We start from the raw sequence: 15,346 nt of genomic DNA, 5'->3' as shown, positions 1-15,346 counted from the left end.
CCGGACTCAGCCTCCCTGCGTTGCGGAGGCCGGCGTACGTGCGCCGACCAGTCCGTAGAAAATGATGTAGACGTAGCACAGCAGCGGCAGGATGAAGCTGGCCTGCACCCCGATGTGGTCGGCCAGCACGCCCTGCAGGTACGGCACCACGGCGCCGCCGACGATGGCCATGATCAGCAGGCTCGAGCCCTTATTGGTCAGCGGCCCCAGGCGCTCGATGCTGAGCGCGAAGATGGTGGGGAACATGATCGAGTTGAACAGGCCGATCGCCACCACCGAGTACAGCGCGACACTGCCGGCGCTGGCCATGGTCAGCGCCAGCAGGCCGACGTTGACCAGTGCGAAGATCGCCAGCAGGCGGCTCGGCGAGAAGCGGGCCAGCAGCGCCGAGCCGGCAAAGCGGCCGACCATCGCCATCGTCCAGTAGGCGGAAACGTAGTGTGTGGCCTCCTGCTCGCTGAATCCGCCGATGTCGGGCATCGACAGGTAGTTCACCAGGAAGCTGCCGATCGACACTTCCGCACCGACATAGAAGAAGATGCCAAGCACGCCCAGCAGCAGATGACGCTGGCGCAGCGCATCCAGATAGCTGTGGTGATGCCCCTGGTCGGCCTGTTCGGTCGCATCGCTCAGCGCCGGCAGGCGGAACAGGAACACGAACAACGCCAGCAGCACCAGCGCCACCGCGAGGCCCACATACGGGCCCTGCACGGCCTGCGCCTCGGCAGCACGATAGGCCAGCTGTTCGGCGGCCGGCATCGCCTCCATTTCATCGGCGCTCTTGACCGTATTGGAAAGAATCAGCATGCCGCCGAAGATCGGCGCGATCGCCGTACCCAGCGAGTTCAACGCCTGCGCCAGGGTCAGCCGGCTGGAGCTGGTCTGCTCCGGGCCCAGCAGCGCCACATAGGGATTGGCCGCCACCTGCAGCACGGTGATGCCGGTGGCGAGCACGAACAATGCACCCAGGAAGGCGCCGTAGATCCGCAGTTCGGCCGCCGGCCAGAAGCCCAGCGCACCCACACCTGCAATCAGCAGGCCGGCCACGATGCCCTTCTTGTAGCCGAGAGCCGCGACCAGGCGGCCAGCGGGCAGCGACATCAGGAAGTACGTACCGAAGAAGGTGAACTGCACCAGCATCGCCCGCGCGTAGTTCAGCTCGAACACCGCCTTCAGGTGTGGAATCAGGATGTCGTTGAGGCAGGTCAGGAAGCCCCACATGAAGAAGATGGTGGTCACCACGGCCAGGGCCTTGCCGTTGGTGACGGCCGGTGCGTTGCCCGGGGAACCCGACGGACGGGGCGTTGCTGAGATCGGCATGCGGAACGCGCCTCGTTGCGCGGAATCGTTGTTGCGTGGAAGGAGTAACGGCAGTGAAATCAGGTCGGCCGGGCGGCACTGCTTTCGCGGATCCGCAGCTGCACCGGAGCCACCGTGCGCCGTGGCGGCGCATCCGGTTCGTCCAGGCGCTGCAGCAGCAGTGCCGCCGCCTGCCGGCCACGCTCGCGCGGGTCGGCGGTCAGCGTCGTCAACGGTGGCACCGCCACCGAAGCCTCGGAAATATCGTCGAAGCCGGTGACAGCGAAATCGCCGCCCGGCCGGATGCCGCGCGAGTTCAGGCCCAGCATCAGCCCCAGCGCGACGGTGTCGTTGTAGCAGACCGCTGCGCTCGGCCGATGGCCATCGGCGAACAGTTCGTCGGTGCGTGCAGCCGCCTCCAGCCGGTTCGGCGCCGATTCGATCATCCAGCCGGGTGGCAGCGACAGTCCAGCCTCAACCAGCGCCTGCTGGAAGCCGGCACGGCGCTGGTGGCAGGAACTGGACGCCGCGTGGCCGCCGAAGAAGGCGATATGGCGATGGCCGCGCTCGATCAGGTGGCGGGTGGCCAGATAGGCCCCATGCTGGTTGTCCAGCGTCAGGAAGTCCCAATCAGCCCCGTCCAGCTCACGGTTGAACAGCAGGACGTTGGCATTGGCTCCCAGTGCCTGGCGCAGCTGCGTGGCATCGCTGCCTTCGGCCGGCGACAGGATCAGCCCCGCCGGGGTGTGTTCCATCAGCGTGGACAGCACCGCCTGCTGGCGTTCCGGCGATTCGCCGGTGCTGCCCAGCAGGGTCACGTAGCCACGCCCACCCAGCGCCTCGTCGACGCCGGAGGCGAATTCGGCGAAGAATGGATTGGACAGGTCGTTGATCACCAGTGCGATGCTGGAGGACGTGCGCCGCCGCAGGTTGGCTGCTGCGCGGTTGTAGACATAGCGCTGGCGCCGCAGCTCGGCCTCGACCTTGGCCCGGGTATCGACGTTGACCAGCGGGCTGCCGCGCAGCACCAGCGACACGGTCGCCCGCGATACGCCGATGGCGCGCGCGATGTCGGTCACCGTCACTGCCTTGCCGGCGCGTTTGCTGGAAGTGCTGCTGCCGTTGTCGTTCATCGTATTCCCGGGCTCCGCTGAGGGCTCAAGCCTAATGGATCGCGGCCGTCTCGTGCCGTGCCGTTCGCTGGGTCGCCGCGAACGGCACAGCCCCGATCAACGCAGCTGGCTGCCAGGTGCCGCGCACCAGGACACCGGCAGATCCTTCACCGCCGTGCCCCACCCCTGGGTCGGCGCCTGCGCGTCGAGGGCGAAGTGCAGGCGCGGGCCCTGCTGCAGGCGCTCCCAGTCCAGCCAGACCGGGGCATGCGCCTGGCCATCGACCTGCACGCCCTGCACGTACTGCAGGCGGCGGCCGTCCGCCCCCGGGGCATTGATGCGCAGGGTGCGGCCATTGCCCATGTCGACCTCGACCAGGGCAAAGCGCGGCGTATGCAGCAGGAACTGGCCACTGCCCGGTACTGCCGGGTACATGCCGATCGCACTGAACAGGTACCACGCCGACATCGTTCCAAGATCGTCGTTGCCGGTCACGCCATTGGGCGCATTGGTGAACAGCTGCTGCGCGGCCCGCACCACCGCGGCGGTCTTCCACGGCTGGCCGATCAGGGTGTAGAGCCACGGCGCGTGCAGATCGGGTTCGTTGTTCGGGTTGTAGCGGAACTGGTTGTAGTAGCTGTAGGGTCCGACCACCCATTCGCGCCGCGCGGCATTGAGCGGGTCGGCCTGCAGTGCATCCATCGCGAAGAAGGCATCGAGCCGGCGCCCGGCCTGCTCACGACCGTCCATCGCCTCGACCAGCCCCGGCATGTCCTGCTGCGCCAGCCACTGGTACTGCCACGCGGTGCCTTCATGGAAGCCGTGGTGGGAACGTGGGCTGTAGTGCCCGTCGGCCGGGGTGTACCACTGCCCGTCCTCGGTGCGAGGCCGCGGGAAGCCGCTGAAGCCGGTCTCGGCGTCGCGGACCTGCGGGTCCCACACCTTGCGCCAGTTGCGGCCGCGCTCTCGCAGCGTCGCCGCATCCCGGGCGTGACCCAGGCCATCGGCCATCTGCGAAAGCGCGCAGTCGGCCAGTGCATATTCCAGAGTGGCCGAGCCGCCGTGATGCGGATCGACGTCCATGCCCTTGGACGGGAACGCACGGTCGTAGACCACGTAGCCCTTGTCCAGATAGGTCGGATTGCCCGACCGGCCCGCATGACGGGAATTCAACGGCGGGGTGCCGAACGCATTGCGGCGCAGCGCATCCCACGCCTGCGATTCACGGCCCTTGAACGCACCGAAACGCCACAGGTCGACCATGAACGGGGTCACCGGATCGCCGGTCATGATGTTCGTCTCAAAGTTGGCGTAACCCCAGCGTGGCAGCCAGCCCCCCTGCTCGTCGATCGCCAGCAGCGTGCGGCCGATGTCACGCGCCACATCGGGGCGGGTCAGCGCCAGCCATTGGTTCTGCGCACGGTAGGTATCCCACAGCGAGAAGTACTCGTAGTAGGTCCAGCCATCCGCGCGATGGATGCCATCGTCGTAGCCGCGGTAGCGGCCGTCGGCATCGCTGCCGGTCAGCGGCTGCAGCAGCGCGTGGTAGGCGGCGCTGTAGAACACCGTGCGGTCATCAGCACTGCCGCCCTGCACGCGCACCCGGCCCAGCTCCTCGCGCCACGCCTGCTGCGACAGCGCGCGCATGCGGTCGAAGCCCATCAGCGCTCCGCCCTGCATGCCCTCGGTGCGCAGGTTGGTGCGCGCGCCTTCGGCATCGACATGCGAAATCGCGCTCACCGCCGTGACCGACTGCCCCTTGGCCAGGTCGAAGCTCAACCAGGCACCGTTCGGCTTCTGCTCGCCTTCCATGCTGTGGCGCGCCCCCGGCAGGCCACCGGCCTCGCCCCAGGTCCCATGCGCCTTGAACGGGCGATCGAACTCGATGCGGAACCACGTCGTGTACTGGTGGCCACCGCAGAAACTCTTGGTGACCAGCTTGCCCTCGACCACGCGGTCGCCGACCACGTCGATCACGCTGCCGATCACCGAATGGCGTTCATTCGCCTGGCCGACATTCACCAGCACGTGGCCATCGCCGCTTCGCTGGCTGAAGGTGTAGCGCTCGGCGGCGGCACGGGTGCGCGCGGTCGCCTCGGCATCGATGCCACCGTAGCTGGTCAGGCGCACCTTGTAGTAGCCGGCCTGGCCGATTTCGCCGTCATGCGTGTACGACGCGGCATAGGTCTTGTGGTTGAAGCTCTTGGCGTCGGCGGTGTCGAAATCGCCACCGGGACCGATGCTGCCGGTCACGGGCAGGACCGAGACCTGGCCGCCCTGCTCCCAGCACCCGGCACCGGACAGGAAGGAGTGGCCGAAGCCACGGATCTTCTCGTCGTCGTAGCGCCACCCCGAATAGTGGCTGCCGATGGGGCTGACCTGGATCAGGCCGAAGGGTGCCGAGGCGCCCGGGAACGTGTTGCCATCGTCCTTGCTGCCGATGAAGGTGTTCACCTCGCGCTCGAGTGCGGCCGGGGCGGCCTGCAGCAGCACCGGCGACATCGCCAGAGCGAGCAGCCAGGCCAATCGCGTCAACGGGCGCGGCGTCGAGGGGACAGCGGGAGCGGACGGCACTGGGCGCATGTCGGGTTCCTGTGGTCGATGGTGCGGTGGCAGACGGCTGGAGCCTGCAACGCCTTCCGCTGAGCGCTGCCTGCAGGCAGCCTGCTCCCCGTGGAATGGCGCGAGACCCGCGCAACCGTGAATTTAGATCGATTCAAGTAGAGCATGGCGATTCGCGCCAATGCATTCTGCGCCGCAGCATACGTCCCGCCGCGCGGCCTCTTGGCCGACCTGCCGGGGAATCGCGCGAGAAAACGTTTCCAGCCGATTCAGAAAAACGTCATGCCCCCGCCACGGCAATACCATATTGCGCAGCAGCATGCGCCGACGGGCAACCCATGCTAAAAAACGCCCGCCCATCGCTTAGATCGATCCAAGACGACGTTGCGGTGGCCGGGAGTTTGGGGAAGCAGCGACAGGACGGGCCGGCACAGACACAGGATGCAGTCGCAACTGCGTAGCGACCGCACCGGCATCACCACAGATTAGATCGATTCAAGTCATCCGCACCACGTCACGCGTCAGCGGATCAATCCAGGAGAGAGGGAGAGATGGGAATGAGTCACTCAAAACGCATGCATGGCCAGGACGCACTGTCGCTGGCCATCGCGCTGGCATTGGCCGCTGCCGTCCTGCCGGCGGGCGCCGCGGCGCAGCAGGCCACCACTGGCACGCCCGATGCCACCACCCTGGACAGCGTCCAGGTCACCGGCTACCGCTACGCCATCGAAAAGAGCCTTGAGCAGAAGCGCGACGCCAACGCCGTGGTCGAAGTAATCACGGCCGAAGACGTCGGCAAGTTCCCCGACAAGAACGTGGCCGACGCGCTGCAGCGCGTACCGGGCGTGGTCATCACCCGCGACGGCGGCGAAGGCAAGACGGTCAGCGTGCGCGGCCTCGCTGCAGACCTGACGCTGACCCAGTTGAACGGCAACTACGTCGCCACCTCCGAGACCAACGACGAGGCGACCCGCTCTTTCAACTACACCCTTCTGCCGTCCAACATGCTGTCCAGCGCCGAGCTGTTCAAATCGCCGGAAGCGCGCATCGATGAAGGCGGCATCGGCGGCACGGTCATCCTGCACACCCGGCGCCCTCTGGACATGGAGTCCAACTCGGGCTTCGTCACCCTTGAAGGCACCTCGTCAGACACCAGTCACGACATCGATCCGCAGGCCTCCGCACTGTACTCGTGGCACAGCAGGGACGAGCGTTTCGGCGTGCTGGTCGGCGTGACCCAGCAGAAACGCACCAGCCGCACCATGGAAGTCACCACCGAGAACTATCAGTGGTACGGCACCGATACCGATGCGCGCGACGTGCATGGCAACCCCATGCTGCAGGACGGCATCGAGTACTGGTGGGGCAACTCCGGCTTCAACAACCAGAACGGTCGCAACTACACCGACTTCTTCATGCCGACCTCGGTCAATTTCGCGGTGAAGGAGGAAACGCGCGAGCGCAAGGGCGGGCAGCTGACCTTCCAGTTCAAGCCGGTCGACAACGTGACCATGACGGCCAACTACTTCCGCTTCGAGCTGGAGGGCAACTACGCCCAGCACATGCTGAAGGTGCCGGAGTGGAGCATGGCCCGCTTCAATGGTGACGGCAACTGGGCCGGCGGCCGCATGCTCAACGGGCTGGACTTCGATCCCAGCGGCACCGTCGTCACCGGCGCGCAGTTCGAGAAGCTGGCCGGCAAGACCTATTACTGCAATGAAGCCGAGGCCGAAGCGGCCGGGCTCGAGCCGGGGGGCTGGGGCCCCGATGACTGCACCATTCCGACCCCGCAGCTCACCGGCGGCTACAGCCGCGAAAAGGCGCTCTCGCAGACCGCCGACCTCAGCATCGACTGGGATATCAGCCCACTGTGGAAGGCGTCGTTCACCGGCGGCCGCACCTGGTCCGAAGGCGGTCCCTCGATGAACTTCCGCATGTCGGCCAAACCGCGTCGGCAGACCAATGGCGTGTGGGAATCGTCCAGCAGCACCTCCTGGGACCTGACCGGCACGCCGTCGGGCACCTTCGCTCCCGACCTGCAGCAGCAGCTCATGGCCGGCATCGCCGAGATCGACACCGGTTCGACCGACTCGTCCTGGAAGCAGACCGAGATCAAGCAGAACTATTTCCAGGCCGATGTCACCAAGCTGTTCGAATCCGGCTGGCTGGACTCGATCCAGTTCGGTGCCAAGTATCGTGACGGCACGGTGCACCGCAACACCGGCAATACCTACTGGGTGTGCCAGGGCCGAGACCCGTCGGACTACGACAACAACCGCTACCAGAGCGGCTGCGACCCTACGGCCACTATCGCCCAGCCCGGCTTCTTCCTGTCCAACCCGATCAGCAACATCCCCGGCGGCTTCAATACCAACGTGTTCCCGGGCATCAACTATCCGGCCTACATCGATTACCTGAACAAGACCTACGGCGGTTCGCACAACCGTGTCGAGGACGACTTCATCTACAACGTCAACGAGAAGATCTACTCGGGCTACTTCCAGGCCAACTTCCGCACCGAGCGGGTGCGCGGCAACGTGGGCGTGCGCGTGGTGCGCACCAAGCAGCTGGCGCAGTCCACCGATTCGATCGAGCGTTTCGACGACTACTTCCTCGACAACGCCGCAGGCGCACCGATGGCGTGCTCCGACCCGGCCGCGGCGGCCTACCCGAACTACAGCTGCGAGAGCGGTTTCGTGCGCCTGCCCTACAACCTGGCACAGAGCAAGAGTTTCGAGCTGCTGGGCGTGGACCGCACCTACACCGACGTCCTGCCGAGCTTCAACATCGCCTGGGACATCACCGATACCCTGCTGCTGCGCGGCGCCGCCTCGAAGGTCATCGCACGCCCCGGCTACACCGAGATCGGCGCTCCGGGCAGCCTGCGCTACTACAGCGAGGAGTACGTCAATGACCGCCGCGTGGCCGGCGGTGCACCGACCCCGGGCTGGACCGGCGACGGCAGCAACAAGCAGCTTGAACCCTTCGAGGCCACCCAGTTCGACCTCGGCCTGGAGTGGTACTTCCAGCCTGGCGCGGTGGCCGGCGTGGGCCTGTTCCGCAAGAACGTGGACAACTTCACCGTGCCTGTCGTGCGCGACATGCAGATGCAGGTCGGTGGCGAAACCGTGACCGTGCAGGACTACGAGACCCGTGCCAACGGCCAGGACGGCGTGTCGCAGGGCGTGGAGCTGTACGGCCAGTACACCTTCGATTTCGGCGTCGGCGTGCAGGCGAACTACACCTACAACGACACCAACCTGGCCTCGATCGTGCTGGATGGGCAGAACATCGGCTCGTCGCCGCTGGTCGGCAGCGCCAAGAACCAGGCCAACGTGACGGTGTTCTACGAGAACGACAAGTTCCTTGCCCGCGCCTCGTACAACCGTCGCGGCCAGGTGGTCGGCGGACTGAACAACGGCATGACGGTCTACACCGAGCCGTACGACCAGCTTGATCTCAACGTGGCCTACAACCTCACCCCGGAGTGGACCCTGACCGCGTCGGTGATCAACGCCACCAAGTCCGAGCAGCGCGTGCATCTGGGCAATGACACCAAGGCCCGCCTGATCTCCAATACCTACGCGGGCCGCCAGCTGTACTTCGGCGCGACCTGGAAGTTCTAAGGCAGTCGCCCCGCCCGGCGCGGGGACATTCCTCCACGGCAGCCACGCTGGTACAGGTGGCTGCCGTTTTTCATGGGCACCGCGGAGGCATCACTTGACCCTGCCATCGTTGGAAGGTGCACACTGGCTGCATTCCCCGGAACCGAAGGAGCTACAGATGGACTTCCATGTTGACGGCATGACCTGCGGCGGATGCGCGCGCAGCGTGACCCGCGCGATCCAGAGCGTTGATCCGCAGGCCCGCGTGGTCGCCGATCCGCCGACAGGCCGCGTGCAGGTGCAGACCACGGCCAGCGAAGCGGAGATCTTCGCCGCTGTGAAGGACGCAGGCTTCCCGCCGCGCACCGCCTGATCGCCCGGCTCCGGGCGATGCTCACGTCCTTCTGAAGGAGCCACAGCACTCCCGCCGCGCAGGTGCGAAGGCCCCTGCGCCCCGCGGCTCAGCTCCGGCGCGCCTGCCGCCGCCGCGCCGCGACTGGCTCCGCGCCTTCCTCGCCCTCCTCCAGCCGCTGCAGGATCGGGCACTCCGGCCGCTCGTCGCCCGCACAGCAGCTGATCAGCGACTTCAGCGTATCGGCCATCTGCCGCATGTGGTCGATGCGCTGCTCGAGATCATCGATGTGCTGCTCGGCCAGGCGCTTGACGTCGGCGCTGTGGCGCGAGGTATCGTTCCACAGGCCCAGCAGATCCGTGATCTCGGCGACCGAGAATCCCAGGTCCCGCGCGCGGCGTATGAACCGCAGTCGATGCACGTCGGCGTGCGAATAGGCCCGGTAGCCGGATGCCGTACGGTCGGCAGCAGGAATCAGCCCGATCTGCTCGTAGTAGCGGATCATCTTCGCCGAAACGCTCGATGCCTTCGCGGCCTCACCGATGTTCAAGACAGTCTCCTTTTCAGTGGCTGGCGGCGTCGGCCATCGGCGCCCGGAAGCGACGCAGGCGCAGTGCATTGCCCAGCACGAACACGCTGGACAGTGCCATCGCACCGGCGGCGAATACCGGCGACAGCAGGATGCCGAAAGCCGGATACAGCACGCCGGCGGCCACCGGAATCAGAGCGGTGTTGTAGGCGAAGGCCCAGAACAGATTCTGCCGGATGTTGCCAAGGGTGGCCCTGGACAGCGCGATGGCATTGGGCACGCCCAGCAGACTGCCGGACATCAGCACTACATCGGCCGATTCCACCGCCACATCGGTACCGGTGCCGATGGCCAGGCCCACATCCGCCTCCGCCAGCGCCGGCGCATCGTTGATGCCGTCGCCGACGAAGGCCACGTGACCATGCGCAGCCTTGAGGCGTCGCACCGCCTCCACCTTGCCTTCGGGCAGCACTTCGGCCACGACCTCGTCGATGCCCAGCTGGCGTGCGATCGCCTGTGCGGTGCGCGCATTGTCGCCGGTGATCATCGCCACCTTCAGTCCCAGCTCATGCAGTGCGGTGATGGCGGCCGGCGTGCTCGTCCTGATCGGGTCGGACACCGCGATCACCGCTGCCAGCCGGCCATCGAAGGCGGCGTACAGCGGCGACTTTCCTTCACCTCCCAGACGCTGCACCAGCGCGGCAACGCCATCGATATCAACGCCCTGCGTTCGCATGAACCGGTCGGCCCCGACTTCAATGCGGCTTCCCTGCACGATCGCACGCACCCCCATGCCGGTGACCGATTCGAACGCCTGCAGGGCCGGCACGGAGATGCCCTCCTCCTCGGCGGCCATCACGATCGCGCGTGCGATCGGATGCTCCGAGCGCGATTCAACGGCCGCGACCGCGCCCAGCACCGCCGCTCGCGCAAAACCGTTGCTCAGTTCCAGATCGGTCAATCGCGGGCGGCCCTCGGTCAGGGTTCCGGTCTTGTCCACCGCCACCACCCGCGCATCCTTCAGCAGCTGCAGTGCCTCGCCCTTGCGGAACAGCACGCCCATCTCCGCGCCCCGCCCGGTGCCGACCATGATCGAGGTCGGCGTTGCCAGCCCCATCGCACAGGGGCACGCAATGATCAGCACGGCCACGGCATTGACCATGGCGAAGGTAAGCGCCGGGGACGGCCCGAGCAGCAGCCACGCCACGAAGGTGGCCAACGCGGCCAGCATCACTGCAGGCACGAACCACAGCGTGACCCTGTCGACCACGGCCTGGATCGGCAGTTTCGACCCCTGTGCCTGTTCAACCAGGCGGATGATCTGCGCAAGCACGGTCTGCGCACCTACCGCCGTGGCACGCACGGTCAGTGCTCCCTGCTGGTTGACCGTACCACCGACCACGGCCGCGCCCGATGCCTTTTCAACCGGAACCGGCTCACCGCTGATCATCGACTCATCGACGAAGCTGCGCCCCTCGACCACCTCGCCATCCACCGGGACGCGTTCGCCAGGACGTATTTCCACGAGGTCGTCACTGACCACCTCGCCCACCGGGACGTCGACCACCCGACCATCGCGTACTACGTGGGCGACCTTGGCCTGGAGCTTGACCAGCCGCTTGATGGCTTCCGACGTACGGCCCTTGGCACGCGCCTCGAGAAAGCGGCCCAGCAGGATCAGCGCGACGATCACCGCCGCAGCTTCGTAATAGACGTTCACCGTGCCGGGCGGCAGCAGCCGCGGTGCGAAGGTCGCGATCACCGAGTAGCCGAACGCCGCCGCGGTGCCCACCGCGACCAGCGAGTTCATGTCCGGTGCCAAACGCAGCAGTGCCGGAATGCCCTTCTGGTAGAAGCGCCGGCCGGGAATCACCAGAACCAGCGTGGTCAGCACGAACTGCACATACCAGCTGGCCTGCAACCCGATGGTCGACATCACCCAGTGGTGCATGCCCGGGATCAGATGCGATCCCATCTCCAGTATGAACACCGGCAGGGCCAGCACGCTGGCCAGTATCAGCGCGTGTTTGAGTTCAGCACGCTCGGCGTCCTTCTTCTCCCCGCCGTCATCGGCCTGCGCGCTGCCATCGAGAAGACGAGCGCCGTAGCCCGCCCTGTCGATCGCCGCCAGCAGCGCCTCCACGTCTGCTGCGCCGCGAACGGTGGCACGCTCGGTGGCCAGGTTGACGCTCGCCGCGCTCACGCCCGGCACGGCCAGCAGTGCGCGTTCGACCCGGCCCACGCAGGACGCGCAGGTCATGCCCTCCACGGCCAGCTCCAAGGTTGTGGCCGCAACCTCATAGCCGACCTTGTGCACCGCCTGGATCAAGGCGGCGCGGTCCACCGACCCCGACGGACGGATATCGGCACGTTCCGTGGCCAGGTTCACCGAGACGCTGCCGACCCCCTCCACCTTGGCCAGCGCGGCCTCGACCCGGCCTACGCAGCTCGCGCAGGTCATGCCTTCGATGGGCAGGCTGATCGGATCAGGCACGGAAGCGGCGGTGGTGGCGTGCGGCAGGCTCATGACTGGATTCCCGGGTTCCTTCTGGACCGGAACAGGCTAAACCTTGCCATCGTGGGAAGGTCAAATCCAGCCTGTCCTGTCCGGCGGCCCAGCGGTCAGTTCATCCGCGGGGCATGGATCCACCGGTCGAGGGTGGATCCATGGCGCGGGCTCAGAACGTGAACACGTATTCCAGCGCGAACTCGCGGCCGACCGCACCGAGCAGCCGGGTCGGCGCGAAATCGTAGTCCAGCTTGTAGGGATCCTTGTGGTTCCAGCTGGCCGAGTTGAAGACGTTGTTGACGTACACATTGACCTTGGCGCGTTCAGTCACCTGATAGCCCACATTGACGTTCCAGGTGATGAACGGTCCAACCCGGCCGTAGTAGCGCGCCGTGCGCTGGCCGGCGTTCGGATTCGGATTCGGCGAACCATCGGGACGCGTGGCAGGTTCCAGGCAGTCCAGCGAAGGACTGTCGCTGGGTACGTAGCCATCGGCGAACGGCAGGCAGCCGCCGGGATTGTCCAGGCGGTCGGTGCCCCAATGGTAACGCACGCCCGGCACCGAGCCTATGCGGTCGGCGTACACATTCGCGTTCCAGTGACCACGCTGCCAGGCCAGGCTCGCTCGCAGCTTGCTGCGCAGGTCGCGGTCACGGCGCTGCGGATTCGGATCCGCGGCATAGCGCTGCTCCTTGGTCGACAGCTGGTTGGTGTAGTTCACGCCGAACTGGAAGCTTCCCCATGCCGCGCTGTCCCACCGGTAACGCGCGGTCAGGTCGATACCGCGGACCTCCCGGCTGGCCAGGTTGAACGGCCCCCGCTCGATCGACACCAGGCGGCCATTGCTGTCGCGGTTCACGCGCGCGAGGATGCCGGCGCAGTAGTCCGCACCGGCCGGATTGGCCCACGGCGTGCCGTCGATGTTCAGGCCCGTGCGGCAGCCCGCTTCGCTGGCCAGCACCTCGTCGGCGCCGACATCGACGATCATGTCCTCCAGCTTGATCGCCCAGTAGTCGGCACTGATCGAAAGATTGGACATCACATCCCAGACGAATCCGACCGTCCATGAATCCCCCGTTTCCGAGCGCAGCAGCGGAGTACCGCGACGATTCACGTCGAACGTGTACCAGACATCGGTATTGCCCACTCCACAGTTGTTGACCAGATAGGCACCGCTTTCGATGCAACGCAGGCGGTCATAGGTCTGCACCTCGGAACTGCTGGGCTGCCCCAGCAGGTAGTGCATGTCAGGCGCGTGGAAGCTGGTGGCGTAGGAACCGCGTACCAGCAGCGACTCCACCGGCCGCCATTCCAGACCGACATTCCAGGTGGTCTCCTTCTGGCTGCCGATGTCCAGCGCCTCTACATTGGCGTCGGCCTTGTAACTGCCGTAACGGTCATAGCGTGCCGCCGCGGTGGCGATCACGCTGTCCAGCAGTGGAATCTTGAACTCCACGCCCGCCGAGTAGCGCGTGCGCTCGCCGCCACCGCGATCAACGTTCTGCAGGTCGAAATCGATGCCGGCGCGAGGGTCGGGAGCGAGGTGATATCCCTGTTGCGCCACCTCGGCCACCGCCGCGAACGAAACAGGCCCGGCCCAGCCCTGGAACAACTCACCGGTGATGTCCGCCGACGCCTGGTTGACCCAGGAAGACGCACGGTTCTTCGCCACCGTACCCATCTGCCAGTACTGGTCCGGCGTGAGCGGGTTCCACCAGCGTGCTTCGTCCAGTGCGTAGATCGCTTCACCATCCGCCGTCGTACCCAGGCGCGGGCCGAGGAAGAAGTCATAGGACTTCTGCTCGTCCACTACATTCTGCCGCTCTTCCACGCGGTAGTAGGAACGGCCGATGGTGGCACTCCAGTCGAAGCGGTCCGCCAGGCGCCCGCGCAGGCCTGCACTCCAGTCCCAGGACAGCTCCCGGTTGGTGTTGCGCAGGGTGTCCAGGCCGCCCACTTCGTTGGGCGTGAACTGGCGCACGCCCAGGATCGCGCGGTTGCGGTTGGCATCCCAGTAGTAGCCGTTGTCATCATCGATGAGCGTCACGCTGGGCGGATTGGTCCCCCAGATCGCCTCCGACCGGTACACCGCCAGGTTGGTCCAGCCCTGCAGGTCGCTGTCGAAATCGAACGTGGCATACAGATTGCCGGACACATTCTCGGCACCACCGGTCAGCAGCCAGTTGGCATAGTCGGCCGTCATGCCACACAACTGCCCGGTATTGGTGATCGTATCGGTGTTGTAGTTGTAGACCAGTCGATCGGCGGTGTAGTACTCGCCGTCGAACTTCTCGCAGGTGCCGGTCGGCGGCGCCAGTCGCTGGCCGGTACCCGGGTCGATCAGGGCCAGGCCGGCGGTAGGACGGAAACCGACCTTGCGCTGTTCCATGTTCCAGGAGGGGCGCGGCGCATCATCGGCATCATCCATCTGCGGCCGGTCACGGCCGAACAGCGGATCGCGCTTGGTGTACTGCAGCGCGTAGGTCACGCTCCAGTTGTCTCCGGTCCTGCCACCCGCCCACGACAGATCCCAGGTATCGCGACCACCTTCAGTGGAGGTGCCGCCGCGCACGCGCACTTCGTCGCCGTCGTAGTGGGTCTTCAGGATGACGTTGACCACGCCTGCAATGGCATCCGAGCCGTAGATCGCAGAGGCGCCGCCGGTCAGGACCTCGATGCGCTCCACCGCAGCGGCGGGAATGTTGCCGTAGTTGGAGAAATTGGTCTCCCCGCCATAGGGCAACGGGTAGTCGGCCACGCGACGGCCGTTGACCAGCAGCAGTGAGCGGTTGGGGCCCATCCCGCGCAGATTCAGGCCGCTGGCGTTGGGCGTGTGCGAGCCCCACTGCGACGCCGCCTCCACGGTGCCGGTGGCTTCGGTCAATGTCTTCAGCGCATCGTACACGCTGACAAAGCCTTCCTTCTGGATCTGCTGCGCGGTGATCACGTTGACGGGAGCTGGGCCTTCGACGCTGGCGCGCTTGATGCGCGAGCCAGTGACGGTGACCGCGTCGAGATCCTTGGTGGACGAACCTGAGACTTCCTGTGCATTGGCAGCCAGCGGAAGCAGGGCCAGGACCAGGGCCTGGGACAGCAGGTGACGACGATTGCGGACGAACTGAGCCATGTGGTCGCTCTCGGAGGGTGTGGTCGCACGGATGGGTGGTGGCGCGGCACTACGGAAGATCCAGGTGCCGGGTCGGTTCAAGCCGGTTCCGGCGCCCCCCTGTGGATCGATCCAAACTAAAGCACGGCTGAACCGGAGAGAGCATTCCGCGGCGCAACACGCCGCTGCGGATCCGCTGCCATCCCCGCTTGAAAAGTCGATGAATCAGTGGCTTGCGCAGGTTGGCCGCCGCAGGCCGGAGATGAACTGAT

Annotated in this window: 8 protein-coding genes; 2 read left to right on the top strand and 6 right to left on the bottom strand. The window is 66.1% G+C overall.

The annotated features are described in order from the left end of the window. Positions 1–6 precede the first annotated feature (6 nt). From fucP to AC5P5M_RS10480, 3 genes are all read right to left on the bottom strand, one after another. Entirely contained in the window at positions 7–1,320 is a 1,314-nt protein-coding gene (gene fucP, locus AC5P5M_RS10490) for an L-fucose:H+ symporter permease (RefSeq protein WP_065182691.1), read from the bottom strand. Between the two features lie 59 nt (positions 1,321–1,379). Continuing rightward, positions 1,380–2,432: a LacI family DNA-binding transcriptional regulator gene (locus AC5P5M_RS10485; RefSeq protein WP_065182692.1), complete on the bottom strand. Its 1,053-nt coding sequence runs from the start codon at positions 2,430–2,432 to the stop codon at positions 1,380–1,382. 96 nt (positions 2,433–2,528) lie between these two features. Then, positions 2,529–4,994: a GH92 family glycosyl hydrolase gene (locus tag AC5P5M_RS10480; protein WP_495205838.1), complete on the bottom strand. Its 2,466-nt coding sequence runs from the start codon at positions 4,992–4,994 to the stop codon at positions 2,529–2,531. A 530-nt stretch (positions 4,995–5,524) separates the two neighbouring features. On the opposite strand from AC5P5M_RS10480, the gene AC5P5M_RS10475 reads away from it, so the two are divergent. Continuing rightward, positions 5,525–8,599 (top strand): TonB-dependent receptor, encoded by a 3,075-nt coding sequence (locus tag AC5P5M_RS10475; RefSeq protein WP_495205837.1) that lies wholly within the window; start codon positions 5,525–5,527, stop codon positions 8,597–8,599. Positions 8,600–8,756: 157 nt separating this feature from the next. Then, a complete protein-coding gene (locus tag AC5P5M_RS10470; protein ID WP_053516712.1) occupies positions 8,757–8,951 on the top strand; it encodes a heavy-metal-associated domain-containing protein in 195 nt (64 codons plus the stop codon). Between the two features lie 88 nt (positions 8,952–9,039). Here AC5P5M_RS10470 and cueR read toward each other — a convergent pair whose 3' ends face one another. From cueR to AC5P5M_RS10455, 3 genes are all read right to left on the bottom strand, one after another. Next, on the bottom strand, positions 9,040–9,480 hold the full coding sequence (gene cueR / locus AC5P5M_RS10465; RefSeq protein ID WP_053516714.1) for a Cu(I)-responsive transcriptional regulator: 441 nt from the start codon (positions 9,478–9,480) through the stop codon (positions 9,040–9,042). A gap of 13 nt (positions 9,481–9,493) precedes the next feature. Then, positions 9,494–11,986 carry a heavy metal translocating P-type ATPase gene (locus AC5P5M_RS10460; RefSeq protein WP_495205836.1) on the bottom strand — a complete coding sequence of 831 codons (2,493 nt, stop codon included), beginning with the start codon at positions 11,984–11,986 and terminating at the stop codon, positions 9,494–9,496. A 151-nt stretch (positions 11,987–12,137) separates the two neighbouring features. After that, positions 12,138–15,095, bottom strand: coding sequence for a TonB-dependent receptor plug domain-containing protein (locus AC5P5M_RS10455; RefSeq protein WP_476341702.1), 2,958 nt, complete (start codon positions 15,093–15,095; stop codon positions 12,138–12,140). Positions 15,096–15,346 lie beyond the last annotated feature (251 nt).

The organism is Stenotrophomonas sp. YJH_SMC_106-19 (genome assembly GCF_059368375.1).
Note: the sequence above shows the minus strand (reverse complement) of the source record. Positions and strands in the feature narration are given on the sequence as shown.

What these genes read in the sequence shown, in the direction of transcription:
- AC5P5M_RS10475 (WP_495205837.1), top strand. Translation starts at nt 5,525, where the DNA reads ATGGGAATGAGTCACTCAAAACGCATGCATGGCCAGGACGCACTGTCG.
- AC5P5M_RS10485 (WP_065182692.1), bottom strand. Translation starts at nt 2,432, where the DNA reads ATGAACGACAACGGCAGCAGCACTTCCAGCAAACGCGCCGGCAAGGCA.
- fucP (WP_065182691.1), bottom strand. Translation starts at nt 1,320, where the DNA reads ATGCCGATCTCAGCAACGCCCCGTCCGTCGGGTTCCCCGGGCAACGCA.
- AC5P5M_RS10470 (WP_053516712.1), top strand. Translation starts at nt 8,757, where the DNA reads ATGGACTTCCATGTTGACGGCATGACCTGCGGCGGATGCGCGCGCAGC.
- AC5P5M_RS10480 (WP_495205838.1), bottom strand. Translation starts at nt 4,994, where the DNA reads ATGCGCCCAGTGCCGTCCGCTCCCGCTGTCCCCTCGACGCCGCGCCCG.
- AC5P5M_RS10455 (WP_476341702.1), bottom strand. Translation starts at nt 15,095, where the DNA reads ATGGCTCAGTTCGTCCGCAATCGTCGTCACCTGCTGTCCCAGGCCCTG.
- AC5P5M_RS10460 (WP_495205836.1), bottom strand. Translation starts at nt 11,986, where the DNA reads ATGAGCCTGCCGCACGCCACCACCGCCGCTTCCGTGCCTGATCCGATC.